Source organism: Microbacterium sp. NPDC076768, assembly GCF_040687205.1.
Lineage (GTDB): Bacteria > Actinomycetota > Actinomycetes > Actinomycetales > Microbacteriaceae > Microbacterium.
The window spans coordinates 353,028-376,904 of the sequence record NZ_JBFBMU010000002.1 but is presented as its reverse complement, the minus strand read 5'-3'; the positions used below and the strand labels follow the sequence as shown (position 1 = coordinate 376,904).

Sequence of the window (23,877 nt, the reverse complement as noted above, 5' to 3'; positions counted from 1 at the left end):
GTCGGGGCATCTTCATGTCGTAACCTGCCGCTGGCATGCCCCCGAGCAAGCGACAATGGAGTTATGGACTGGCAGACGACCTCCGAAGACACGGTGCCATCGGCCCCCGTGACGGAGGCCGATGTTCGGCTACTCCGTGCGCGACCGCCCGTAACCGGCGCCTGGCGAGACGGGGACCCGGTTGGAGGTCGCCACTTCGCCGCGTTTGGCGCTTTCACCACCGAGAGCGGAGCGCAGCTCCCCGGCATTCGGCTGGCCTACGAGTCGTGGGGAGAGCTGAACGCCGCCCGCGACAACGCCGTTCTCGTCCTACACGCACTCACGGGCGACAGCCACATTCGGGGCGCTGCGGGTGCTGGCCACGCAACGGCCGGGTGGTGGGAGCAGATCACCGGACCAGGTGCTCCGCTGGACACCGACGAGTGGTTCGTCATCGCTCCCAACATGCTGGGCGGTTGCCAGGGCTCCACGGGGCCGGCAAGCGTTGCCCCGAACGGCTATGAGTGGGCATCGCGCTTCCCGTACCTCACAATTCGCGACCAGGTGGCCGCGCAGGTACAACTGGCCGATGCACTGGGTATCGACCGTTGGGCCGCGGTTATCGGCGGATCGATGGGCGGCATGCACGCCCTGGAATGGGCTGTCACGCACCCAGAGCGCGTGCAACGGCTCGCTGTGTTGTCGTCCCCTCCGGTGACCACCGCAGATCAGATCGCACTGAACACGGTGCAGCTCGAAACGATCAGGATGGACCCGCGTTTCCAGGGCGGTGAGTATTACGACCTCGGCGATGGAGATGGCCCCCACCGTGGCCTCGCGCTGGCACGGCGAATGGCGCTACTGAACTACCGCAGCCCGATTGAACTCAACAAACGCTTCCAGCGCTCCTGGCAGTCAAACGTGTCGCCCCTCGGTCACGGTGGACGCTTCGCTGTCGAGTCGTATCTCGACTTCCACGGCAACAAGTTCACCCGCCGCTTCGACGCCAACAGCTACATCACGCTGGTAGAAGCAATGAACTCCCACGACGTGGGGCGCGGACGCGGCGGAGTCGAAGAGGCACTGCAACGCGTGACCGCAACTACGCTCGTGCTCGGGATCGACAGCGACCGACTGTTCCCCGTCGACGGACAGCAGCGCATTGCACGCAGCATTCCTCAGGTAATCGGTGGCGAGGCGGTCGTCGTCAACAGCGACTTCGGACACGACGGTTTCCTCATCGAAACCGAAGCCGTCGGCTCGAATCTGCGCCGCCTACTGCAAAGCTGAGCAGTCAGGTGGCGATGAACCGCCACGGCAATGACTCTGCTTCAAGGCGGCCCTGCTCCCAGACGAAAGCTCGCCCTGTCTCTGCCTCGTCGATCCTCGTGTGAAACAACTCCGCTGTACCGCTCGACGCCAGCGCAGAGGCCACGTCGGTGAAGCCAGCAAGCTGATGCAGGGTCAGCCAGGTCGGTGGATACAGCGTCCACTCCCCTGCGGCATGCCGCGCCAATGCCTCAGCCGGGCTTACCCATGCAACCTCCGAAACCTCATCTGCGGCGAGCGCGAGGTCGTCTGCGGGTGCTGTGGCGAGAAAGAACCAGGTACGGATACGTGTGGGTGCCTCTGGAGGCGGCTGCCACTCAGACAGGGCTACGAGATCATCGATCACGAGGCCGACTTCTTCGAAAGTCTCCCTGACCGCAGCACGTCGCGCATCTTCGAGGTCACCACCACCTTCGCGACGATCAGCCGGTTCGACTTTGCCTCCGGGAAAAACCCAGGCGCTGGCGAAAGACCCCCGGTCGGGACGACGCATCAGCAACACCTCGAAGCCGGGGGTCGCGGGGCGGAGAAGCACGGCGGTGCCAGCGACAGGCAACGGCGGCGTACTCATTCCGCCACTCTATGACGAGACGAGCTCCCGCGCTGCGCTCCTGCCTGCGTCCACACGATACGCCAGTAGCGCGATCAGCAGACCGGAGATTGCTAGTCCCGCTGCCGCCCATGCCGGGGCGGTGAATCCCCACCCGAAGGCGATGACCATGCCTCCGAGGAAGGCGCCGAGCGCATTTCCGACGTTGAGCGCCGAGTGGTTGAGTGCCGCGGCAATCGATTGGTTATCGCCGGCGACATCCATCAGGCGCGTCTGGATCGATGGGCTGAGCACCGCCGAGACGAAGCCGACGACGAAAATCAGCACGCTCAGAGTAACGATCCAGAACGAGAAAAGGGCGAGCAGCACGAACGACAGGGCCATCGCCCCCAGCCCGAAGAGCAGTGTGCGGCGGAGATCGATGTCGGCGAGGTGACCGCCAACCAGGTTTCCCACCGTCATGCCGAGTCCCATCAGCACGAGCACCAGCGGCACTGCCCACTCTGGTGAGCCGGCAACCTCGGTCACGAGAGGCGCGACGTAGCTATAGACAGCGAAGAATCCGCCGAATCCGATGGCCCCCACCCCGAGCGTGAACCACACCTGAGAGATGCGGAACACACGAAGCTCAGCCCGCATGGTGCGGCCAGGATCCCCCGGGTGCTCTGGGACGAAAATCGCGATGAAGACGGTGGCGAGTGCAAACACCAGAGCAACGACGGCAAACGCTGCCCGCCAGCCCCACTGCTGGCCGAGGAACGTACCCAGCGGCACCCCCACGACGTTGGCAATCGTCAGCCCGGTGAGGATGAAGGCCACGCCCTTGGCGCGGTTGCCGGGGCCCATCACGTCGGCGGCGACAAGTGCCCCAATCCCGAAGTAGGCACCGTGGGGAAGCCCCGCAAGGAACCGCGAGGCGGCGATGAGCTCGAAAGTCGGCAGGAACACGGTGAGCGCGTTGAACACCGTCAAGGCGATGGCGAGCCCGATCATTACGCGATGACGCGGGAAGCGCGCCACGAAGCCGGCGATCGTCGGCGCACCGACCACCACGCCGAGTGCGTACATCGAAATGAGCCAACCGGCCTTGCCGAGCGCTTCTTCTTGGCTGGTAGCCCAGAGCGAAGGCAACAGGTCTGCAGCGATGTTCGGCAACAGCCCCATCACCACGAACTCGGTCATGCCGATTCCGAAGCTACCAATGGCGAGAGAGAGGAGCGCCCACTTCGCCGCACCCCTCGATTCAGTCGAGGGATTCACTAGACCAGCCTACCGGGCGCTGGCTCGCTCCTTCGCCCTCCCGATGCCCCGTTCACAACTCAGGAATTTTGGGCCGGTGTACAAAAAATTCTGCAGCCGGGCGGCCGCCGGGGGCCGCCGCAGCACAGTTTTCCTGAGCTATGCGCGGCCTCGGCGGTAGAGCAGCGGCGACCGACGGTGTGCAGAGGCCGGATTAGCGGTCGGCGGAGTCTTCGATCGCCGCTTCGAGTCGTTCGATCTTCGCATCGAGCTCGCCGGAGTATCCAGGACGAATGTCTGCCTTCAGTACCAGGGAAACCCGGGACCCGAAGGGCATGACCGCCTCGGTCGCCCGCTTGACCACATCCATGACCGTGTCCCAATCCGGGCCTTCGATCTCGGTGAACATGCTTGTCGTGCGGTGCGACAACCCTGATTCGCGCACGACGCGCACGGCTGCGGCCACCGCATCGTGCACAGAGTCATCGGAACGGTTCACTCCCTCGGCGGGGGTTCCGCTGGGGGCGACAGAGAAGGCAATCAGCATGGGTTCACTCCTGGGTTGAGGGACGACGGGTGGGCACACGAACAACAGCTCGAATGCCGAGGACGAGCAAGACGATAAGCAGGATATTGCGCACGGTGAGAACCGCAATCGGGAGAACTTCCGCACGCAGAAGAGCGTCGTAACCGAGCGGGTACACAAGGAAGGTGAGCACGCAGAGCAGGAGCACGAGCACTGCGGGAACGCGTGCCCTCGTGCGATCAAGCACGATCCACAGCACGAGCGGGGCAATCAACCACGTCTGGAACTGTGGTGAGCCGACCTTGTTCGTCACGATGAGCAACGTCACGAGCGACAACGCGAGCGGAGGGAAAAGCCGCGCAAAAGCCGCACCCCTCATCGATTTCACAGCACCGAGCGCCGCGACACCGAGCACCGCGACCACCATGATCGGGGTGAGCACCACGGCGATCGCCTCCACCCCGGGTGCCACGATCTGGAAGGTCAAAATCTCGTAGCTGTATTCGATACCAGCGGCCCCGGCGGCGGCAAGCCAGAGGAATGGAGTCGCAGCCACTGCTTCAATCTGCAGGCCGCGCCCTGTCTGTTCGGTGAGGAAGCCGAAGATCTCTGCATCGCCTCCCAGAAGCACCAGTGCCGCAATCACGCCAGCGCTGACAAGCCCCGCAGCGATCAGCACACGAATACGAGCGCGCGCCGCGATGAGCGCGGCGAGTACCAGCGCTCCCGGCCAGATCTTGATCCAGGCGCCCATCGTCAGCAGAGCGGAGGCGATAGCAGGGCGGGAGACAAGCCAGAGGCCACCGATCACCGCCAGTGGCACGGTGATCGCATCGATGCGGTAGAGCGCGATCGGCCCCAGAAGCAGCAGCGCTACAGACCAGAACCATGCGGCAGTGCGTCGTGCACGCGATGGTGAGCGACCGACGAGCACACCAAAGGCAATCGCGTCGAAGAGGGTGACCAACAGCGCCCAGCCCACAAGGTAGGCGCCCGATACCCCCAAAATGGGCGCTAGGGGGGCGGCGAGCGCGCTGGCAAAGAGCATCGGCATCAGGGCGAGCTGCGGATACACCCAGGTCTCGGTAACTCCGACGATCGCTCCCCCACCGAGCGCCTCCGATGCCCAGGGCTCATAGACAAGCACGACATCGCCCATGGGCTGGCTCGGGTAAACCCACCCCAGCCAGGCAGTCAGAAGATGGACACCCAGAAAGACGCCCCACAGCAGGATAAGCCTGCGCCGGGAAGCGCCTCTCACGACAGAAGATCCGCGATTGCAGCCGGAAGCGCGACCGCCACATCCATCGCCACAATCGGATGTCCGTGACCGCCGTGCTGCACTCCCGCAGCGATACGCGCCGCATGCCCGTGCAGCCAGACGCCAGCGGCCGTTGCCTCGGCGATCGGAGCCTCAGGGTTTGCAGCCAGCACCGCACCAATCGCCCCGGCGAGCACATCGCCCGTCCCTGCGGTAGACAGCCATCCGGTGCCCGCATCGACCGCAATGACAGTGCCGTCTGGTGCCGCGATCAAAGTCCGCGCTCCTTTGAGCAAGACGGTCCCGTTGATCTGTTGCGCGACCTGTCGCGCTGCGTCGACTCTCTCGTCGCGAGGCTCTAGCTGAAGGTGCTCGTGGAGTCGAGCGAATTCGCGTTCGTGCGGGGTGATGATCACGGGTGCACTTGCGTCACTCGCAAGATCGATGGCCCCTGCATCGACGACAACGGGCGCGGCACCAGAAAGAACTTCTCGCAGCGCGCGCCTCTCGTCATCGCTACGATCTGCAGGATCTGTCCCCGAACCGATCACCCAGGCATCCGCCCTCGTGCGACCGACATCTGCTCCTACGACCGTCTCAGGACGGCGTGCCAGCACGGCATCCCCCGCGCGCTCGGCACCGACATAGCGCACGAATCCCGCACCAGCGCGCCACGCCGCCTCGACCCCGAGCACCGCAGCGCCCGGATACGCGGCAGAGCCCGTGCGCATCGCGACCACGCCACGAGTGTATTTATCGTCGTGGGATGACGGTGCACGGAACAACCGTGCAGCATCAGCCTGTGACCACTCGCGCACCTCGACCATGACTCCACGTTAGTGCGATGACCCGCGATGCACTGCTGCGGAGGTAGCGTCGAACTGTGAGTCTTCTTTTCTCTCCCCTCAGTATCCGTTCCACTACTTTCCGCAATCGCCTCTGGGTCTCCCCCATGTGCACCTACAGCGCTATCGATGGTGTCGTGCAGGAGTGGCATCACACCCACCTGACGCAGTTCGCTTCTGGCGGGGCGGGGCTCATCATCGCCGAGGCCACTGCTGTCGTGCCTGAGGGGCGAATCTCCCCGCGGGATGTCGGGCTGTGGAACGATGCGCAGCGCGATGCGCTGACACCCATCGTCAGGGCGATCCACGAGCGAGGAGCGCACGCGGGGATCCAACTCGCCCATGCCGGGCGAAAGGCGTCGACCTGGTGGCCATGGGCAGAGAAGCGAGGCTCTGTGCCCGCCACCGAAGGTGGGTGGACGACGGCCGCCCCCTCCGCCATCGCTTTCGACGGTTTTGACGCACCTGTCGCTCTGGATACCGAGGGTATCGACCATCTCGTTGAGGCGTTCGCCGCGGCGACACGGCGTGCAATCGAAGCTGGCTTCGATGTGATCGAGGTTCACGGAGCCCACGGCTACCTGTTGCACGAGTTCCTCTCCCCGCTCTCCAACGAACGCGACGACGAGTACGGCGGATCATTGGAGAACCGCGCACGGCTGTTGCTCCGCGTCATCGACGCGGTGCGCTCGGCTGCGGGCCCCGACGTGCCGCTCTTTGTCCGCATCTCGGCCACCGACCATGCCGAAGGCGGCTTCACACCGGAAGAAGCTGCCATCGTGGGCGCATGGGCAACCGAGCACGGTGCAGATCTGGTCGATGTCTCCAGCGGCGGGCTGGTCGCACATCAGCAAATTGATGTGTTCCCCGGTTACCAGGTCGCGCTCGCCGAAACAGTGCGCCAGAGCGGTCGCATCCCGGTATCTGCTGTCGGACTCATCACCGCAGCCGCTCAGGCAGAGCAGGTGCTCGTGGATGGTTCGGCCGACGCGATCTTCGCCGGACGGGAGTGGTTGCGCGATCCGCACTTCGCACTCCGCGCCGCCCATGAGCTAAATGCCGAGATCGCGTGGCCTCCGCAGTATGAACGTGCTCGCTGGCGCTAACCGCCGCCTAGAGAAAAGGCCGCCGACCCCATTACGGGTCGGCGGCCTTTTTCTGTAGCAGAACTCAGCGTCCGCGGAAGCGGCGAGTGGCGTCTTGCACCTCTCCGACCAGCTCTTCCAGAATGTCTTCCAAGAACAGCACGGCTGTGGTGTTGCCCTGCAGATCGCGCACCTTCGCCAGGTGACGACCCGCGCGGCGCATCACGGCGAGCGCATCTTCCAAGTCGGTATCTTCCTGCACCGGCACCATGTGATGGATGCGTTTGGCCGGAATCGGTTGAATCATCTTGACCTCCGCATCCGCACCTTCCGATGCACGGAGAATGTCTTTCAGATGCACATAACCGATCGGTACCGCACTGTCGTCGACAATCACGTAGCGGGAGAACCCATACCGCGCGACGGCCTTCTCGATGTCATCCGGAGTCGTTGACTGCGGCAAGGTCACCAGATCACTCAACGGAACGGCAACGTCGCGTGCTTTCTTGTCCGTGAACTCCACGGCAGCAGCAACCGTCCCTGCGGTGTCCATGAGCAAGCCTTCACGACGGGACTGGTTCACGATCGTTGCAACTTCATCGAGCGTGAAGGTAGAGGCTGCTTCGTTCTTCGGCTCGACTCTGAACAGCCGCAACACGCCATTGGCCGCCGCGTTGAGCACCCAAATCACCGGCATGAAGATCTTCGACACCCACACAAGCGGTGGCGCCAAGATCAGCACGGCACGATCAGGCACAGAGAACGCGAGGTTCTTCGGCACCATCTCGCCAAATACCACGTGCAAGAACGTCACGATCAGCAGCGCGACAGTGAATGCGACCACGTCGACCGCGCCGTCTGACCAGCCGAGTGCGTGCATCGGCACGGCGAGCAGATGGTGAATCGCTGGCTCGGACACATTCAGAATGAGCAGCGAACAAATTGTGATGCCGAGCTGAGATGTCGCCAGCATCAATGTGGCGTGCTCCATCGCGTAGAGCGCGGTCTTCGCTGCCCTGGATCCCTGGTCGGCGCGCGGCTCTATCTGCGATCTTCTGGCGGAAATGACCGCAAACTCCGCGCCGACGAAGAACGCGTTTGCTATCAACAGCACAACAAGCCAGGCGAGTCCTCCCCAATCGCTCATCGGGTGGCCTCCACTTCGTGCTCGTCTTCGAGCGGACTAGGTACATAGCGCACCCGATCCACCCGTCGTCCATCCATCCGGACAACTTGGAGTGCGCCACCGTCTAGCGCTACCTCGTCGCCCACCGATGGGACCCGCTCCAGCACACTCATCACGAATCCGCCCACCGTGTCGTACACATCACCCTCTGGCACCTCAACGCCTGCTCGGCGGCGTACCTCATCCGGGCGAAGCTCTCCGGGGAAGGTGATCCCTTCACGGTTGCGGATCACGCCTGCTCTGGTGCGATCGTGCTCGTCTGCAACCTCTCCAACGAGCTCTTCGATCAGGTCTTCTAGGGTTACAAGCCCCGCCGTACCGCCGTATTCGTCGACCACCACGGCAAGTTGATACCCCCGAGCGCGCAGCTCAGCGATCAGCCCATCCACGTGCACTGTCTCTGGCACGCGCAACGGCTCCGTCGCCAAAGCGGCAGCCGGGACCTCCGTGCGGCGATCGCGCGGCACCGATATTGCTGCCTTCAAATGGACCACACCGATGATGTCGTCCAGGTCATCGCCGTAGACAGGGAACCGACTATGCCCGGTGCGTCGAGCGAGCTGGATCACCTCGTCAGCAGAATCACCTGCCGCGATCGCGTGCATACTCGGGCGTGCCGTCATCACATCATCTGCTGTGAGCCGGGAGAACATCAGGGTGCGATCCAACAGAGTGGCGGTGTCGGCTTCCAGCATGCCCGCGCTTGCAGAACGACGCACGAGCGACGAAAGCTCCTCTGCACTACGCGCGCCGGAGAGCTCTTCTTTCGGTTCGATACCGATGCCGCGAAGCACACGGTTGGCGGTGCCGTTCAGCAGCACCACGACGGGCTTGAACACCGTAGTGAACGCGATCTGGAAGGGGACGACGAGTTTCGCTGTCGCCAGCGGAAGCGCGAGCGCGAAGTTTTTCGGGACGAGCTCCCCGATAATCATCGAGAGAACAGTGGCTGTCAGCATCGCGATGATTGTCGCAATCGGGGCGACGGTCGGCTCAGGCAGCCCCCAGGCGACAAAAGTCGGCCGCAGGAGATTCGAGATCGCCGGCTCCATCGTGTATCCGGTAAGCAGCGTGGTCAGCGTGATGCCGAGCTGTGCGGAAGAAAGGTGCGTCGAAGTGTGTCTCAGCGCACTGATGGTGAGTGAAAGCCGGGACTCGCCACGTTCTTGCCTGGCTTCGAGGTCAGCACGGTCGAGATTGACAAGCGCGAACTCACTAGCGACAAAAAGACCGGTGCCGACGATGAGCAGAAGCCCCACGCCCAACATGATGTAGTCCATCAGCAGTTCCTCGCCGATGAGAGGGCCGGGTAGTGGGGCAATATTCTGCAACTGGGAGGGTCGTCCATTATGCCGTCGATTGTATCGAAAACGGCTGGGTGCTCGCTCCCTGTCACCAGCTCACGGGAAGAGCTTTTCCTTCCTCATACCCGGCAGCCGACTGCAGACCCACCAGCGCGCGGTCGTGGAACTCCGCGACAGAGGCCGCGCCAGCATAGGTGAACGACGAACGCACACCAGAGGTGATCATGTCTAAGAGGTCTTCCACCCCGGGGCGAAGCGGATCAAGATAGATCTTTGACGAGGAGATTCCCTCGGCAAAAAGCTCTTTGCGAGCACGCTCGTACGCATCCAACCGACCGAAACGAGCCTGCACAGCCTTCGTGGAGGCCATCCCCCACGACTCTTTGAAAAGTCGACCGTCCGCGTCTCGCTGCAGTTCCCCTGGCGCCTCGATGGTTCCGGCGAACCACGACCCGACCATCACGCTTGCTGCCCCTGCAGCGAGCGCGAGCGCGACATCCCTCGGGTAGCGCACTCCGCCGTCTGCCCACACGTGGGCGCCCAGCTCGCGCGCGGCCTGCGCGGTTTCCAGCACGGCAGAAAACTGCGGCCGTCCGACCGCAGTCATCATCCTGGTGGTGCACATTGCTCCTGGGCCGACGCCGACTTTGAGGATCGACGCTCCCGCATCAACCAAGTCAGCCACCCCATCGGGGGTGACGATGTTGCCCGCGACGATCGGTAGCCCGAGGTTCAACTCGGCAACAGCGCGCAGCGCATCCAACATGCTCTCCTGATGACCATGCGCGGTGTCGACGACCAAGACGTCGACGCCCGCTGCCGCGAGTGCTTTCGCCTTTGCGGCCACATCGCCGTTGATTCCGATCGCCGCCGCCACCGCCAAGCGGCCATTTCCGTCAACTGCCGGTGGGTAGAGGGTCGACCGCAGGGCGCTGCGAGCACTGAGCGTTCCCACGAGGTGTCCGTGGTGGGAGACCGTCACCATCTCCACCTCTGCGTCGGTAATCACATCGAAGGCGTGCCGCCCTGAACCAATGTCTTCTGCATCGATAGAAGGGGTGCTGCGGTGGATCAGATCGCCGAGCTGCGCATCGGGCAACGCGGTCGCGAGTACCGGAGCAGCGAGAACACCCAAGATGTTGCTCACATCAATCGGTGCGCCACCCTTGGCGACAACAATCCCGTGCCCCGCGGTGGGCGGCAGCAGGCGAAGCGCGTCGGCGACAGTGGCTTCAGGCGGAAGAACAAGCGGGGTATCCCACAAGACGGGTTGCGCTTTGACCTCGCGAATCGCAGCATCGAGGCCTTGGAGGGGCAAGTCTTGGGGCAGAACACCGAGTGCACCGCGCCTCGCGAGCACTGCCGCGATGCGAGGCCCGGTCACAGAATTCATGTTCGCAGCGACGAGAGGCAACGTGGCAGGCGTGCCGTCGTGCGGAGCGAGGTCGACTTGCAAGCGGCTGGTGATCCCGGATCGACGAGGCACCAGGAAGACATCCGAGTAGGTCAAATCAACGGTCGGCTGCGCTCCGGAGAACTTCATGTCTCCACGGTACTCAGATCCAGACGGCGCGGGGTCCTCAACTTCGACGATTCCATAGCGAAACCCGTTAGGCTTGATGGTCGAGAGTGTGCGGGCCAAAACGCATCCTGCGTCGAGTCCGTACCAGAGAGCTTCAGCGATGAAAGAGGGCGATCGAGCGTGACGAACCAGGTGACCGGCGTCGGTGACGACGGAGGGTTCGGAGCCAATTCTTGGCTCGTCGAAGAGCTCTACCAGCAGTTCAAGGTAGACCGCGATTCCGTCGATAAGGAATGGTGGCCAATCCTGGAGAAGTACCACTCGGAGGGCGGATCGATGGCTCCCGCTCCGGCGGTAGACCAGTCGGCGCACCCCGTGACTGCCCCGATCCCCGTGATCGGATCGCAGCCGGTAGCGCGCACCACCGCGAAGCCTGCCGCTTCGGCGCCTATTCCGGCGCAGGCCCCGAAGCCGGCTCCCAAGGCCGAGCCGAAGGAAGCATCCGAGCCAGAGCAAGAAGACAAGGTCACGCCATTGCGGGGCCTGCCCAAGACTCTCGCGGCCAACATGGACGAGTCCCTCACCGTCCCGACCGCGACCAGCGTGCGCACGGTGCCGGCGAAGCTGATGATCGATAACCGCATCGTCATCAACAACCACATGGCACGTACCCGTGGCGGCAAAATCAGCTTCACGCACCTCATCGGCTGGGCGCTCATCCGCACACTCGACGAGTTCCGCAGCCAGAACGTGTTCTACGCCGAGGTTGAGGGAAAGCCTTCTGTCGTCGCACCAGCGCACGTAAACCTGGGCATCGCGATCGATCTTCCCAAGCCAGACGGCACACGCGCTCTTATGGTGCCCAGCATCAAGCGCGCCGACACGATGACTTTCACCGAGTACCTCAGCGCCTACGAAGACCTGGTGACCCGCGCTCGCGGCAACAAGTTGACCGCCGCTGACTTCCAGGGAACGACTGTGTCGCTCACCAACCCTGGCGGCATCGGCACGGTGCACTCCGTACCGCGTCTGATGAAGGGGCAGGGCTGCATCATCGGCGCCGGCGCTCTGGAGTACCCGGCGGAGTTCCAAGGTGCGAGCGGTCGGACGCTCAACGAGCTCGCGATCGGCAAGACGATCACGCTCACCAGCACGTACGATCACCGCGTCATTCAGGGCGCAGGCTCTGGCGAGTTCCTCAAGAAGGTGCACGAGCTGCTGATTGGCCAGCGCGGCTTCTACGACGACATCTTCGCTGCGCTGCGCATCCCGTACGCACCGATTCGTTGGAACCCTGACATCGCCGTCGACCTCGCAGAGCGCGTCGACAAGCAGTCCCGTGTGCAGGAGCTAATCAACTCGTTCCGTGTCCGCGGCCACCTGATGGCTGACATTGACCCGCTCGAGTATGTGCAGCGTTCGCACCCCGACCTTGAGATCGAGAGCCACGGCCTCACCTTCTGGGACCTGGATCGTGAATTTGTTACCGGCGGGTTCGGCGGGCGACGTGTCGCCAAGCTCCGCGACATCCTGGGCGTCCTCCGCGACTCCTACTGCCGCACGCTCGGCATCGAGTACATGCACATCCAAGATCCGGAACAGCGCCGCTGGTTCCAGGAGAAGGTTGAAGTCAAGTACCAAAAGCCCGGCCACGACGAGCAGTTGCGCGTGCTGCGCAAGCTGAACGAGGCAGAGGCTTTCGAGACGTTCCTGCAGACGAAGTTCGTCGGCCAGAAGCGTTTCTCCCTGGAGGGCGGCGAATCTCTGATTCCGCTGCTTGACGAGATTCTGCAGGGTGCTGCTACGGCTGGCCTCGAGGGTGCCGCTATCGGTATGGCCCACCGCGGTCGCCTGAACGTGCTCACCAACATCGCTGGAAAGACCTACGGTCAGGTCTTCCGCGAGTTCGAGGGCACGCAGATGCCCGGCAACCAGCGCGGCTCCGGCGATGTGAAGTACCACCTGGGAACAGAGGGCACCTTCGTCGCCGACGATAAGTCAGAACTCCCTGTGCACCTCGCCGCGAACCCCTCCCACCTCGAGACGGTCGACGGAGTGCTGGAAGGCATCGTTCGCGCCAAGCAGGACCGCAAGCCGATCGGAACCTTCGCCTGGTTGCCGATTCTTGTCCACGGCGACGCTGCTTTCGCTGGTCAGGGCGTTGTTGTCGAGACGTTGCAGATGTCGCAGCTTCGCGGCTACCGCACCGGCGGCACGATTCACGTGGTCGTCAACAACCAGGTTGGGTTCACGACCACTCCGAACGATGCTCGCACCTCGATTTACGCCACGGACGTCGCTAAGACCATCCAGGCGCCAGTGCTGCACGTGAATGGAGACGACCCAGAGGCCGTCATCCACGTCGCACAGCTCGCTTTCGAATACCGTGAGCGCTTCCACCGCGACGTGGTGATCGACCTCGTCTGCTACCGCCGACGCGGACACAACGAGGGCGATGACCCCTCGATGACGCAGCCGCTGATGACCGACCTCATCCAGGCCAAGCGCTCGGTGCGTCGCCTGTACACCGAGTCGTTGGTGGGTCGTGGTGACATCACCGAGCAGGAGTACAACGAGGCTAAGGCCGACTTCCAGAACCGCCTGGAGATCGCTTTCGCCGAGACCCATGCGGCCGAGACGGGTGCGACGCCCATCACGACAGAGCCTGCTCCCGTCGAAGACCAGGTGGGTGCCCCCGAAGTCACTGGTGTGCCGAACGAGGTCATTCAGCTGATCGGCGATGCGTTCGTGAACAAGCCTGAGGGCTTCACAGTGCACCCGAAGATCCAGCAGCTTCTGGAGAAGCGACTCGACATGAGCCGCAACGGAAGCATCGACTGGGGCTTCGGTGAATTGCTCGCATTCGGCTCGCTGCTCGTAGAAGGCACGGCAGTGCGCCTGGCAGGTCAGGACGCACGCCGCGGCACGTTCGTGCAGCGCCATGCAACTCTGCACGACCGCGCCAACGGTCAAGAATGGCTGCCGCTGTCGAACCTGTCTGACGCCCAGGGACGCTTCTTTGTGTACGACTCGCTCCTCAGCGAGTACGCAGCGCTCGGCTTCGAGTACGGCTACTCGGTCGAGGCGCCAGAAGCACTGGTCCTCTGGGAAGCGCAGTTCGGCGATTTCGTCAACGGCGCTCAGTCAGTCATCGATGAGTACATCTCTGCGGCAGAGCAGAAGTGGGGGCAGCAGTCCAGCGTGACCCTCCTTCTCCCCCACGGCTACGAAGGCCAGGGGCCGGATCACTCTTCCGCGCGGATCGAACGATTCCTGCAGCTCTGCGCGCAGGACAACATGATTGTGGCGCGACCGTCGACGCCTGCGTCGTACTTCCACCTGCTGCGTCGCCAGGCGTATGCACGTCCGCGCAAGCCGCTGATCGTCTTCACTCCGAAGGCAATGCTGCGGTTGCGGGGCGCCACGAGCCCTGTCGAGGCCTTCACACAGGGCCGCTTCGAACAGGTGATCGACGATCACCGCGATCTTGACCGCTCTGCCGTAAAGCGCGTACTCGTGCACTCCGGCAAGGTGCACTGGGATCTGCGCACTGAGCTCGAGAAGAACCCGAACCCCGAGGTCGCCCTCGTGCGTCTGGAACAGCTGTACCCGACGCCGATCGATGACCTCAAGGCCGTCACCGACTCCTACCCGAACGCGGAGTTGGTGTGGGTACAGGAAGAGCCAGAGAACCAGGGCGCTTGGCCGTTCCTGGCGCTCGACTTCGCCGATGTTCCCGGCGATCGGTCCTTCCGTCCCGTTGCCCGCACGGCATCTGCGTCGCCGGCAACCGGGTCTTCGAAGGTGCACGCAGCCGAGCAGGCTGCGTTGATCCACGCCGCCGTCACTCTCGACTAGTTCTGATACGAGAAAGGGCGCCGCGACTGAGTCGCGGCGCCCTTTCTCTATCTGCAGCTGAAGCAGACCAGATCAGATCAGAACAGGTCAGAAGAAGATGTCGAGTGATGGGAGCGGGAAGGCGACGAGCGCTCGGTCCAGCGCCTCGACTGCCGAGTCCTCAGCCGCGATGCGTCCCGCTCCGTGCAGCGACTGTGCTCTGACACCCCCGGCGTACAGGGCAGAAAGCGTGGCGACATCGAGTGTGATGTCGACGTCGATGCCTTCCGCTGCCCGCTGCACTTTCGCTACACCCGCGTCATCGATCAGCACGTGCCAGTCCCCAGCCGCAAAGCCCAGCGAGTCCTCCACCCGGATTACGGTGTCGAGGGCTGCGGAGTAGCTCCGCGCTTCCAACGCGGCAGGAAGATCGAGAATACGCAGCCAGCCATGATCATGCGCTTCCTGCTTCACACCGCGCGTATCGCGCACCAGCCACGGCAGCGGGTCGTCCAGCGGTCGGAGGTCAGACACCACTTCGTCAACGAGATCGTGCTTCAGCGCGAAGCGCAAAAGCGCGGCGCGTGCCTCAGCTGTCTCGGCAACCAGCAGTCGGATGGTCATCCGGAAGCGCAGGCTCCCGTCGACCTCTGCCACGGTGTAAGCCATCGCACCGCGGAGCACGCCCTCGTCATCGCGATAGCGCACTCCCCTGACCTGATCGCGATCCGGGGTCGGTGCAAGACCTGCGAACTCATCCCACCGGCCTTCCCACCCGGGAATGCGGCCGGAAACATCTCTGCGTGCGCGGTCGTGCACTGCGCCGAGATCGACAGCGAGCTCCTCACGGTCAACGAGCTCGAGGCGTCCGGGGACGGTAGGGCCGCCCCACCCCGCACGCCGAGTGTCTACCGTGAAACGCGCCACCGGAATAGCGGGACCGAAGCCATAGCGGCCGTAGATTGTCGCTTCTGTGGCCGTCAAACCAGCGATAGGCACACCCGCAGAAGCCGCGGCGCGCAATTCCCCTTCGAGCAACGCTCTCGCGATGCCTCGGCGACGGTGGGTCGCAGCGACGGTGACCGCACTGATAGCCCACATCGCCATCTCGCTACCGCCGGGAACCGTCAGGCGAGCTACCCAGCTGTTGATGGTGGCCATGGGCAATGCGCCCTTCGACGCATCCTGCTCGAAAACTCCGATGTTGCGGCGTTCTTCGAACCGTCTGCGCATATGGGCGAGCATCGCGTCGCTCGGCTCTGGATCGAGGAAACCTCTGTCCACAGCTCGGTGGAACGAGAACGCACTCGTATCATCGCTGAGATCAACGACACGGTAGTCGAGACCTGTGGTAGCCAGTCGTTCAGTCGAATTGTTGTCGGCGGGAACGTCGCGCGCATCGATGAAGGTCATCCCTCCACACTAGCGAGGACCAGTGACGACCTTAGTGTTGTGTCGCCTGCACAGCGCGCAAACGCGCAAGTACCTGATCGCGGAGTTCTTCCGGCGCGGTTTCTTTACACGCGCGTGCGATCACATCGGTGAGGGTGGTCGCAACCAACGCCTCATCACGGCACGAGGGGCAGTTTTCGAGGTGCGCACGGATATCCGTGTGCTCCGTTTTGCATACCTCGTTGCGGAGGTACTCTTCTAGATCCCGACGGGCTTTGTCGCAGCCGCAATCGCTCATTTCTTGCTCCTTGTTTCAGCCGCTTCGATACCCCGTTCGGCGGCATAGTCTGCCAACAGCTCCCGCAGCATTCGCCTGCCACGGTGCAGACGACTCATAACGGTGCCAATAGGCGTCTTCATAATGTCTGCGATTTCTTGGTACGCGAAGCCCTCGACGTCGGCGAAGTACACAGCGAGCCTGAAGTCTTCGGGCACCGCCTGCAACGCATCTTTAACGGCAGAGGCCGGCATGTGGTCGATCGCTTCGGCCTCTGCCGAGCGTCCGTGTGACGCGGTCGTAGATTCCGCCCCACCCAGCTGCCAGTCCTCCAGCTCGTCGATCGTTCCTTGGAACGGCTCTCGCTGTCGCTTGCGATAGATGTTGATGTAGGTGTTGGTGAGGATCCGGTACAGCCACGCCTTGAGGTTGGTCCCCTGCGAGAATGTCGCCCACGACCCATACGCCTTCACAAACGTCTCTTGCACGAGATCTGCGGCGTCGGCGGGGTTGCGCGTCATGCGCATTGCGGCGGCATAGAGCTGATCCATAAAAGGGATCGCCTGCTCCTCGAACTCGCGCCGAGGGTCGCTCACGGTGTCTGCAGCTACGGTGTCATCCATCACCGGCCAGTCTAGGCCGCTGATGTCAATGACCTCACGTTCCAACGTGGCCGTCATTTGGTCTCCTTCGGGTTGGAAGCCCTGTCATTCACAACGAAGCTCCCCGCATTTACTAAGGTGAGAACCGATGAGCGCCAACAGGTATTCCCCTTCCCGTGTGCAGGGCGCCTACCCTGCGCCGTCGACCGACGAGCCCGTACATGCGGAGCTCACGATCCCCGGCTCAAAATCCTTGACCAATCGCGAGCTGATGATCGCCGCTATTGCCGACGGACCAGGGCGCCTTATTGCGCCATTGCACTCCGATGACTCGGCTCGCATGGTCGATGCGCTGCGTGCGCTCGGAGTCGGCATCGAAGAGGTGGAGGCGGGTCACGAGTTCGGTCCAGACCTCGTCGTCACTCCCGCGAAGCTCCAGGGCGGCACCACGATTGATTGTGGCCAAGCAGGCACCGTCATGCGGTTCATCGCGCCACTCGCGGGACTCGCCGAGCACGACGTGCACCTCACGGCGCATGAGACTGCTCTGCACCGTCCGATGGGCGGGCTGATTAGTGCGCTTCGGGATTTGGGCGTCGATATCGATGACGAGGGCACCTGGTCGCTTCCTTTTACGATTCGCGGCCACGGGCATATCCGCGGCGGACGCGTCGAGATCGATGCCTCCGCATCGAGCCAGTTCGTCTCCGGTCTCCTGCTCGCTGCGCCTCGATTCGATGTGGGTTTGCACCTCGTGCACACGGGCGAGCATCTGCCAAGCCTGCCGCACATCGACATGACGATCGAAGCGTTGAGCCGCCGTGGCATCCGGATCGAGCGTCCAGCGGTCGGCGAGTGGCTTGTGGAGGCAGGAGTGCCTCGCGCGAAAGAGATCGCAATCGAACCCGACCTCTCCAACGCAGCGCCTTTCCTCGCTGCCGCCCTCATCACGGGTGGCGCAGTTTCGGTGACCGGTTGGCCCGCACACTCCACTCAACCCGGCGCATTGCTCCCCGACATCTTGCATGCCATGGGCGCGCACGTCAGTCGCCACGGCGGAGCACTCACCGTGCGTGCCGGTGCGCACATCCGCGGCCTGGACCTTGACCTCTCTGCCGCGAGCGAGCTCACCCCGACCCTGGTCGGGCTTGCAGCTTTCGCCGACTCCCCCACCACGATCCGTGGAATCGGACACATCCGCCTCCACGAAACCGACCGGATCGCCGCGCTGATCGGTAACCTTCGCGCGCTCGGCGGCGAAGCAGAAGAGCTTCCAGACGGTCTCCGCATCATCCCCCGTACGTTGCATGGCGGCGGCTGGGCAGCGCATCACGACCACCGCATGGCTACGACGGGCGCGCTCATTGGTCTGCGAGTTCCTGGTGTCGAAGTCGACGACATCGGCACCACCGCCAAAACTCTCCCAGAGTTCACCATGCTCTGGGAGCGGATGTTGCAGGGCTGACCGCGATGAGCTGGCTTACTGATGACGACGACGACGACGCGTTCGCGGACTTCGACGAAAGCAGCATCAAATCTCGACCGAATCCGAAGGCGAACCGCCCCCGCACCAAACGACGCCCTGCGCACGAAGACGCGCAGGTCGGTCGCGTGCTCGGCGTCGACCGAGGCCGTTACTCGGTCCTCATCGATGAGGGCACCCCGGATGAGCGCATGATTACGACGACGAGGGCGCGTGAGCTGCGGCGCATGCCCATCGTCACCGGCGATCAGGCCCGCGTGGTGGGTGACACCTCGGGAGACGAAGGAACACTCGCGCGCATCATCGGCATGGTCGACCGCACCTCGCTGTTGCGACGCAGCGCCGACGATACCGACCAGGTAGAACGGGTCATCGTCGCGAATGCCGATCAGATGCTGGTCGTTGTCGCAGCCGCCGACCCAGAGCCCAGAGCGCGCCTGGTAGACCGCTATCTGGTCGCCGCACTCGATGCGGGTATCAGACCGCTCCTGGTGGTCACCAAGACCGATATTGCCGATCCCACCGAATTCCTCACGCACTTTGATGGCCTCGATTTGACGGTGTTCACGAGCGCGCAAGCAGAGATGCCCATTGAAGCTATTGGTGCGGCATTGGTCGGCCACTCCACGGTGTTCGTTGGCCACTCTGGCGTCGGAAAATCGACCCTGGTGAACGCCCTCGTTCCTAGCGCCGGACGCGCGACGGGCCATGTGAACCAGGTGACCGGCCGCGGCCGCCACACCTCGTCATCGACGGTCTCGTTGCGATACGAAGGCGCCACAGGCACCGGCTGGGTGATCGACACCCCGGGGGTGAGATCGTTCGGCCTCGGACACATCAATCCCGACAACATTCTCTCCGCCTTCACCGAGCTCGCGCAGGTTGCAGAAAACTGCCCCCGCGGCTGCACCCACCTCACGGACGCCCCGGATTGCGCGCTTATCGAGGCCGCGAACCGTGGCGAGCTGGGGGAAACGGGCGAAGCTCGGCTGGACTCACTCCAGCGGCTCCTACAGACGTTTGCCGACAAAGCGGAACAGCCGCCCGGCCGATAAGCTGAGGGCGTGACTCAGCGCCTGGAACCCGGATCCGCAGCCCCCGAATTCTCTCTTCTCGACCAGGACGGCAACACTGTCGGCCTTGCCGATCTTCGGGGCAAGAAGACTGTGCTCTATTTCTATCCGGCAGCGATGACGCCTGGTTGCACAACTCAGGCCTGCGACTTCCGCGACAGCATCGCTTCACTCCAGGGCGCCGGCTACCAGGTCATCGGCGTCTCGCGTGATGAGCCTGCAAAGCTCTCGAAGTTTCGCGAACGCGATGGAATCACTTTCCCGCTCCTCAGCGACCCCGACCATGCGGTTCACGCGGCGTACGGCGCATGGGGCGAAAAGATGAACTACGGCAAAGTGGTTGAGGGCGTCATCCGCTCAACGTTCGTTATCGATGAAAACGGCTCCGTGACTCACGCGCTCTACAACGTCAAAGCCACAGGTCACGTCGCGCGACTGCGCAAGCAGCTCGGCATCGACAGCTAATCCGGCGGCTCAGCGCTCTTCCGGCTCAGCGCTCTTCCGGCTCAGCGCTCTTCCGGTGACGACTCGGCGTCGATACGCCCACCTTCGCGGCGCGCGCTCAGGATCAACAGGAAGAACCCCAGGGCGCTTGGAATACCAACGCCCAGCGTAAACTCCCACAGCACCGGCTGCACGGTCAGCGACGCGAGGGCAAGCGCAAGCGCCAATACCTGCACCACCACTGCCCCCGACCGCGCCCAGGAATGCCCCGCCCGCACACCGAAGGCAAAAGCGATCAGCGCCGCCGCGCCGATCAACGTCAGCACGATGAGGGCGAGCGCTGTGGGGAGGGATGCGGCATCGCCTGCCCCGAGCCCCACCAGCTCAATAACGGCGAAGACCAGCAGCGCGACGCCTTCAAAAGCGAGCACCGCCGACGCTGCTGTGGCCAGTCGAGGTGCACGCACGGAGTCTCCCGAAGATCGATGAGAGAGAAAACCCTTGATTTCGCGGTTTTCGTGTAACAGAATAGATGAAGTCATGTGCTCCCACAGCGGCGTGGGGCGGGCAGTTTCGCTCGCATCACAATTCGCGGTCATCCGTCCGCATCTCAATAGGGTACCGGAACCCGAACCGTCACCCGAATTAGAGAGGTCGCGCTGCGACATCTCATGAAAATCCACACCGAGGAGCCCCCATGGACTGGCGCGACAAAGCCGCCTGCCTGACTGTCGACCCTGAGCTGTTCTTCCCCGTAGGGAACACTGGCCCGGCAGTCGATCAGATCGAAAAGGCGAAAACCGTCTGCGCGACCTGCACTGTCACGGAAATCTGCTTGCAGTACGCATTGGAGTCCAGCCAGGACTCCGGCGTCTGGGGTGGTCTCTCCGAAGACGAGCGTCGTGCGCTCAAGCGTCGCGCTGCGCGCGCACGCCGCGCTTCCTGAACTTCCGAAAGCGGCCTGAGACTCGGTCTCAGGCCGCTTTCGTCTGTGCGGATCTTGTCGCTTAGCGCTCTAGCCAGCGAAGCGGGATGTCGATAACGACCTCGGTGCCTTCACCATCGGTGCCATGCCACTCGATGGTTCCGCCGAGCTCGCCCTGGATCAGCGTCCTGATGATCTGCGTGCCGAGGCCCTGACCGATTCGGCCTTCTGGGAGACCGGAGCCGGTGTCGCGCACAGTCACGCGAAGATTCTCTTCTGTTCTGGCCGCGTCGATCGTGACAACGCCTTCCCGTCCAGCGAGCCCGTGCTCCACGGCGTTCGTCACAACCTCCGTCAGGGCAAGCGCAAGTGGCGTCGCGTACTCGCTGGGAAGCACTCCGAAGCGTCCAGAAGACTGCGTCTGCGCTCGAGTGTTTGGCGCCGAGGCAACCTCGGCCACCAGTTTGAGAACCCGGTGGAACACCTCGTCGAAGTCGACCTTTTGCGCCAGCCCCTGAGCCAAAGTGTCGTGCACGACCGCGATTGCATCCACACGACGCATCGCCTGCGTCAGCGCGTCGCGAGCTTCATCTGAGTGCGTGCGCCGTGCCTGGATCCTCAGTAGCGAAGCCACCGTCTGCAAGTTGTTCTTCACACGATGGTGAATCTCGCGGATCGTCGCATCTTTGGTGATCAGCTCCTGCTCCTGGTGGCGGAGCTCGGAAACGTCGCGGCAGAGCACGATAGCGCCAATGCGGGTTCCATGATCTTTGAGCGGAATCGCGCGCAGGGATACCGTCACACCCCGCGCCTCGATGTCAGTGCGCCATGGTGCGCGCCCCGTGACAACGACAGGCAACGACTCATCTACCTGCCTAGACGGGGGCACAAGCCGGCTTGTCACCTCAGCGAGAGACTCCCCCTCAAGCTCGTCTGCGAAGCCCATCCGGTTGAAGGCCGACAACGCATTGGGGCTCGCGAAAGTGCTGATGCCATCGACATCGATGCGAATGAGCCCGTCGGACGCACGTGGTGCACCGCGTCGCGGCGAGGTCGGAGCGGCGAGATCGGGAAAGCTGCCGTCAGCGATCATCCGGAACAGGTCGCTTGCACACTCATCGAAGGTGATCTGCTGCCTCGAAGGTGTGCGCACCTCCCCCAGGTTGGTGTGCCGAGTGACAACGCCGATGACAGTGGCCGCAGATTCGGCCCCACCACGCTCGCGCACTATCGGCACGGCACGTACCCGCGTCGGAGTCTCTTCGAACCAGTCGGGCGACGAAGAATCGACGATCTCCGCTGACTCGAAAGCTCCGTGCACCTGGGTGCGCCACTGCGGACGTACTCGCTCTCCCACGATGTCGCGATAGAAGAGCGTCGCCGCACCGCTGGGACGCGCGTGCGCAACGGCGATGAAGGAGTCATCTTCGGTCTGAATCCAGATCACGATGTCTGCGGACGCGAGGTCGGCAAGAAGCTGGCCGTCGCCGGCTAACCGATGGAGCCACTCGACTTCGCTGTCGTTGAGACGTCCCTGGGCATGGGCGATATCGCTGAGGGTTGACACCCGACAAGCCTACGGTCAGAACGCTCAAAGAATAGCCAGCGATGTCGCGCGCCAACGACGATCGATCCCCTCAAGCCGAACGGCAACAGCACGCGTGCGGCCAGGGCCCGCCACGACAACGACGGCCTCGATCACTCCATCGAGCGGTCGAGCTACATGTAGCGCACGGATCTCGAACGTCGGACGTGCAGGAGCGACTCCGCGCGCGCTGCGCGCACGCGTCGACAGGTTCGCTCTTGTGACCAAGCTTCGAAAGGCGTCTTCGCTCAACCATCGGGCAAGCTGATCGATCTCCCGCACACCTGCGAGCACCTCAAGGACTCCATGAGTGAGACTGCGAAGCAAAGGAGTCGGGTCTGGGAGCTCGGTGGTCGATGTCGGCTGGGGTGCGAAATACTCATGCGGCGTCATATCGAACTCTCGATCGGGGAGGTCTGCAAGTCAGTAAGTAGAGCACCGAGTCATTGGCTCTGGAGCGCCGACGACCGAAGAATGTGGATAACTCGTACGCCGTCTGCCCACGTCGCATACGCTCTGTCGAATGCACTGGGACCGTCTGTTCGAAGACCTCGAAGGCCAACTGTCTTCTGAGTGGGAGGCCGAGCGTGCAGTGCTGGATGCCGAGTCAGAACGTCTGCGTATTGCACGACTAGACCTGCGTAGCCGCCTCCGCGCGCTTTGCACCGCCGAAGCAACGGCGACGATTGACCTCACAGACGGCCGACGGCTACCTGTGTCGATGCATCGGCTCGGCGCAGACTGGATCGCGGTCTCCTCACGCAGCGCGACCGGCGCACAAGTCGCCGCGTCCGCGTTGTTCATCCCGCTGCACGCGATAGCGGGACTCACCACCGACCACGGCATGATCTTGGCGAGCCTGGAAGAACCAGCTGACACTGGCCGCGCCCTCCGCGAACGGATGACACTGGGATTCGTTCTGCGCGACCTCGCCCGCCGCCGCATCCCGGTCAGGCTCAGCACCCACAGCGGAGAAGACATCTACGGGACTATCGATCGGGCGGCCGCCGATCACCTCGATCTCGCGATGCACGATCCAGGCGAAGCCCGCCTCGCTGCAGCCGTACGGGGGCACCGCATCGTGCCGTTCGCTTCTTTGGTGGAAGTGAGAACTCCTGGTTCTCAACTGCCGTGAGCGGAAGAAGCTCCCCACACCTCGGGGAAGCTCGCCGCCTGTGATTGTCTCCACAGCGCCATCCGCCGCGACGTCTCTGACTCTTCAGCGACGTAGCCTTCCAAGCTAGATTCCTCCACACGCCAGCGCGGTGGAACTCCGAGCTGTGCCCCGCGGAGTCGCCCCTCGTGCACGAGGGCGATTACCTCATCGACCTCGATATCCAACAGCTCAGCGACCTGTGCAGGAGCGAGGAACCGCGATGCGTGCGCGGGTGGAAGGGGCATGTGCTTATTCTCCCCTAGACATGTACCCAAGG

At 63.3% G+C, this 23,877-nt stretch carries 23 protein-coding genes; 8 read left to right on the top strand and 15 right to left on the bottom strand.

The genetic code is table 11. The features are described from left to right. Positions 1 to 63: 63 nt before the first annotated feature. Positions 64 to 1,269 (top strand): homoserine O-acetyltransferase, encoded by a 1,206-nt coding sequence (locus tag AB0O87_RS08155; RefSeq protein ID WP_363513913.1) that lies wholly within the window; start codon positions 64 to 66, stop codon positions 1,267 to 1,269. 4 nt (positions 1,270 to 1,273) lie between these two features. Here AB0O87_RS08155 and AB0O87_RS08150 read toward each other — a convergent pair whose 3' ends face one another. The 5 genes from AB0O87_RS08150 to AB0O87_RS08130 all read right to left on the bottom strand — a co-directional run bounded on the left by AB0O87_RS08150 (position 1,274) and on the right by AB0O87_RS08130 (position 5,711). After that, the gene (locus tag AB0O87_RS08150; protein WP_363513910.1) at positions 1,274 to 1,879 is read right to left on the bottom strand and encodes an NUDIX hydrolase; all 606 of its coding nucleotides are present in this window, start codon (positions 1,877 to 1,879) and stop codon (positions 1,274 to 1,276) included. Between the two features lie 9 nt (positions 1,880 to 1,888). Next, positions 1,889 to 3,118, bottom strand: coding sequence for an MFS transporter (locus AB0O87_RS08145; protein WP_363513907.1), 1,230 nt, complete (start codon positions 3,116 to 3,118; stop codon positions 1,889 to 1,891). Positions 3,119 to 3,311: 193 nt separating this feature from the next. Continuing rightward, positions 3,312 to 3,644, bottom strand: a complete 333-nt coding sequence (locus AB0O87_RS08140; RefSeq protein ID WP_363513905.1) for a thiamine-binding protein — start codon at positions 3,642 to 3,644, stop codon at positions 3,312 to 3,314. 4 nt (positions 3,645 to 3,648) lie between these two features. Then, positions 3,649 to 4,782: a hypothetical protein gene (locus tag AB0O87_RS08135; RefSeq protein WP_363513902.1), complete on the bottom strand. Its 1,134-nt coding sequence runs from the start codon at positions 4,780 to 4,782 to the stop codon at positions 3,649 to 3,651. A gap of 98 nt (positions 4,783 to 4,880) precedes the next feature. Next, positions 4,881 to 5,711: an NAD(P)H-hydrate dehydratase gene (locus AB0O87_RS08130; RefSeq protein ID WP_363513900.1), complete on the bottom strand. Its 831-nt coding sequence runs from the start codon at positions 5,709 to 5,711 to the stop codon at positions 4,881 to 4,883. Positions 5,712 to 5,767: 56 nt separating this feature from the next. On the opposite strand from AB0O87_RS08130, the gene AB0O87_RS08125 reads away from it, so the two are divergent. Next, positions 5,768 to 6,835, top strand: coding sequence for an NADH:flavin oxidoreductase/NADH oxidase (locus AB0O87_RS08125; RefSeq protein ID WP_363513897.1), 1,068 nt, complete (start codon positions 5,768 to 5,770; stop codon positions 6,833 to 6,835). A gap of 64 nt (positions 6,836 to 6,899) precedes the next feature. Here AB0O87_RS08125 and AB0O87_RS08120 read toward each other — a convergent pair whose 3' ends face one another. From AB0O87_RS08120 to AB0O87_RS08110, 3 genes are all read right to left on the bottom strand, one after another. Then, positions 6,900 to 7,961: a hemolysin family protein gene (locus tag AB0O87_RS08120; RefSeq protein ID WP_363513894.1), complete on the bottom strand. Its 1,062-nt coding sequence runs from the start codon at positions 7,959 to 7,961 to the stop codon at positions 6,900 to 6,902. Continuing rightward, entirely contained in the window at positions 7,958 to 9,280 is a 1,323-nt protein-coding gene (locus AB0O87_RS08115) for a hemolysin family protein (protein WP_363513891.1), read from the bottom strand. Before AB0O87_RS08115 ends, AB0O87_RS08120 begins: the two co-directional genes overlap by 4 nt. A gap of 112 nt (positions 9,281 to 9,392) precedes the next feature. Beyond that, entirely contained in the window at positions 9,393 to 10,847 is a 1,455-nt protein-coding gene (locus tag AB0O87_RS08110) for a GuaB1 family IMP dehydrogenase-related protein (protein ID WP_363516162.1), read from the bottom strand. Between the two features lie 159 nt (positions 10,848 to 11,006). Between AB0O87_RS08110 and AB0O87_RS08105 the strand changes: the two genes are divergently transcribed. Then, positions 11,007 to 14,684: a multifunctional oxoglutarate decarboxylase/oxoglutarate dehydrogenase thiamine pyrophosphate-binding subunit/dihydrolipoyllysine-residue succinyltransferase subunit gene (locus tag AB0O87_RS08105; RefSeq protein ID WP_363513888.1), complete on the top strand. Its 3,678-nt coding sequence runs from the start codon at positions 11,007 to 11,009 to the stop codon at positions 14,682 to 14,684. An 87-nt stretch (positions 14,685 to 14,771) separates the two neighbouring features. Here AB0O87_RS08105 and AB0O87_RS08100 read toward each other — a convergent pair whose 3' ends face one another. From AB0O87_RS08100 to AB0O87_RS08090, 3 genes are read right to left on the bottom strand one after another with little or no spacing between them, the layout of a single operon-like run. Then, the gene (locus AB0O87_RS08100; protein WP_363513885.1) at positions 14,772 to 16,076 is read right to left on the bottom strand and encodes a GNAT family N-acetyltransferase; all 1,305 of its coding nucleotides are present in this window, start codon (positions 16,074 to 16,076) and stop codon (positions 14,772 to 14,774) included. 31 nt (positions 16,077 to 16,107) lie between these two features. Continuing rightward, the gene (locus AB0O87_RS08095) at positions 16,108 to 16,353 is read right to left on the bottom strand and encodes a zf-HC2 domain-containing protein (RefSeq protein WP_363513882.1); all 246 of its coding nucleotides are present in this window, start codon (positions 16,351 to 16,353) and stop codon (positions 16,108 to 16,110) included. After that, positions 16,350 to 16,955: a sigma-70 family RNA polymerase sigma factor gene (locus AB0O87_RS08090; RefSeq protein WP_363516159.1), complete on the bottom strand. Its 606-nt coding sequence runs from the start codon at positions 16,953 to 16,955 to the stop codon at positions 16,350 to 16,352. The genes AB0O87_RS08095 and AB0O87_RS08090 overlap by 4 nt, the downstream gene beginning before the upstream one ends. A 127-nt stretch (positions 16,956 to 17,082) precedes the next feature. Between AB0O87_RS08090 and aroA the strand changes: the two genes are divergently transcribed. The 3 genes from aroA to bcp are packed head-to-tail and all read left to right on the top strand — an operon-like array spanning position 17,083 to position 19,955. Then, entirely contained in the window at positions 17,083 to 18,399 is a 1,317-nt protein-coding gene (gene aroA, locus AB0O87_RS08085) for a 3-phosphoshikimate 1-carboxyvinyltransferase (protein ID WP_363513879.1), read from the top strand. Between the two features lie 5 nt (positions 18,400 to 18,404). Next, positions 18,405 to 19,472 (top strand): ribosome small subunit-dependent GTPase A, encoded by a 1,068-nt coding sequence (gene rsgA / locus AB0O87_RS08080; protein WP_363513877.1) that lies wholly within the window; start codon positions 18,405 to 18,407, stop codon positions 19,470 to 19,472. A gap of 9 nt (positions 19,473 to 19,481) precedes the next feature. Beyond that, a complete protein-coding gene (bcp, locus tag AB0O87_RS08075; RefSeq protein WP_363513874.1) occupies positions 19,482 to 19,955 on the top strand; it encodes a thioredoxin-dependent thiol peroxidase in 474 nt (157 codons plus the stop codon). A 41-nt stretch (positions 19,956 to 19,996) separates the two neighbouring features. Here the strand turns inward: bcp and AB0O87_RS08070 are convergent, their stop codons facing one another. Beyond that, positions 19,997 to 20,476 carry a hypothetical protein gene (locus tag AB0O87_RS08070; RefSeq protein ID WP_363513871.1) on the bottom strand — a complete coding sequence of 160 codons (480 nt, stop codon included), beginning with the start codon at positions 20,474 to 20,476 and terminating at the stop codon, positions 19,997 to 19,999. 155 nt (positions 20,477 to 20,631) lie between these two features. Between AB0O87_RS08070 and AB0O87_RS08065 the strand changes: the two genes are divergently transcribed. Continuing rightward, positions 20,632 to 20,880: a WhiB family transcriptional regulator gene (locus AB0O87_RS08065; protein ID WP_028503730.1), complete on the top strand. Its 249-nt coding sequence runs from the start codon at positions 20,632 to 20,634 to the stop codon at positions 20,878 to 20,880. A 61-nt stretch (positions 20,881 to 20,941) separates the two neighbouring features. On the opposite strand, the gene AB0O87_RS08060 is transcribed toward AB0O87_RS08065, so the two are convergent. After that, positions 20,942 to 22,426 (bottom strand): histidine kinase N-terminal domain-containing protein, encoded by a 1,485-nt coding sequence (locus AB0O87_RS08060; protein ID WP_363513868.1) that lies wholly within the window; start codon positions 22,424 to 22,426, stop codon positions 20,942 to 20,944. Between the two features lie 24 nt (positions 22,427 to 22,450). Beyond that, entirely contained in the window at positions 22,451 to 22,837 is a 387-nt protein-coding gene (locus AB0O87_RS08055) for an Rv3235 family protein (protein ID WP_363513865.1), read from the bottom strand. A gap of 130 nt (positions 22,838 to 22,967) precedes the next feature. Here AB0O87_RS08055 and AB0O87_RS08050 point away from each other — a divergent pair, with 130 nt between their 5' ends. Continuing rightward, positions 22,968 to 23,579 carry a hypothetical protein gene (locus AB0O87_RS08050; protein ID WP_363513862.1) on the top strand — a complete coding sequence of 204 codons (612 nt, stop codon included), beginning with the start codon at positions 22,968 to 22,970 and terminating at the stop codon, positions 23,577 to 23,579. On the opposite strand, the gene AB0O87_RS08045 is transcribed toward AB0O87_RS08050, so the two are convergent. Further along, the gene (locus AB0O87_RS08045) at positions 23,567 to 23,845 is read right to left on the bottom strand and encodes a helix-turn-helix domain-containing protein (protein ID WP_363513859.1); all 279 of its coding nucleotides are present in this window, start codon (positions 23,843 to 23,845) and stop codon (positions 23,567 to 23,569) included. The two genes, AB0O87_RS08050 and AB0O87_RS08045, sit on opposite strands and share 13 nt — an antisense overlap. Positions 23,846 to 23,877: the final 32 nt, after the last annotated feature.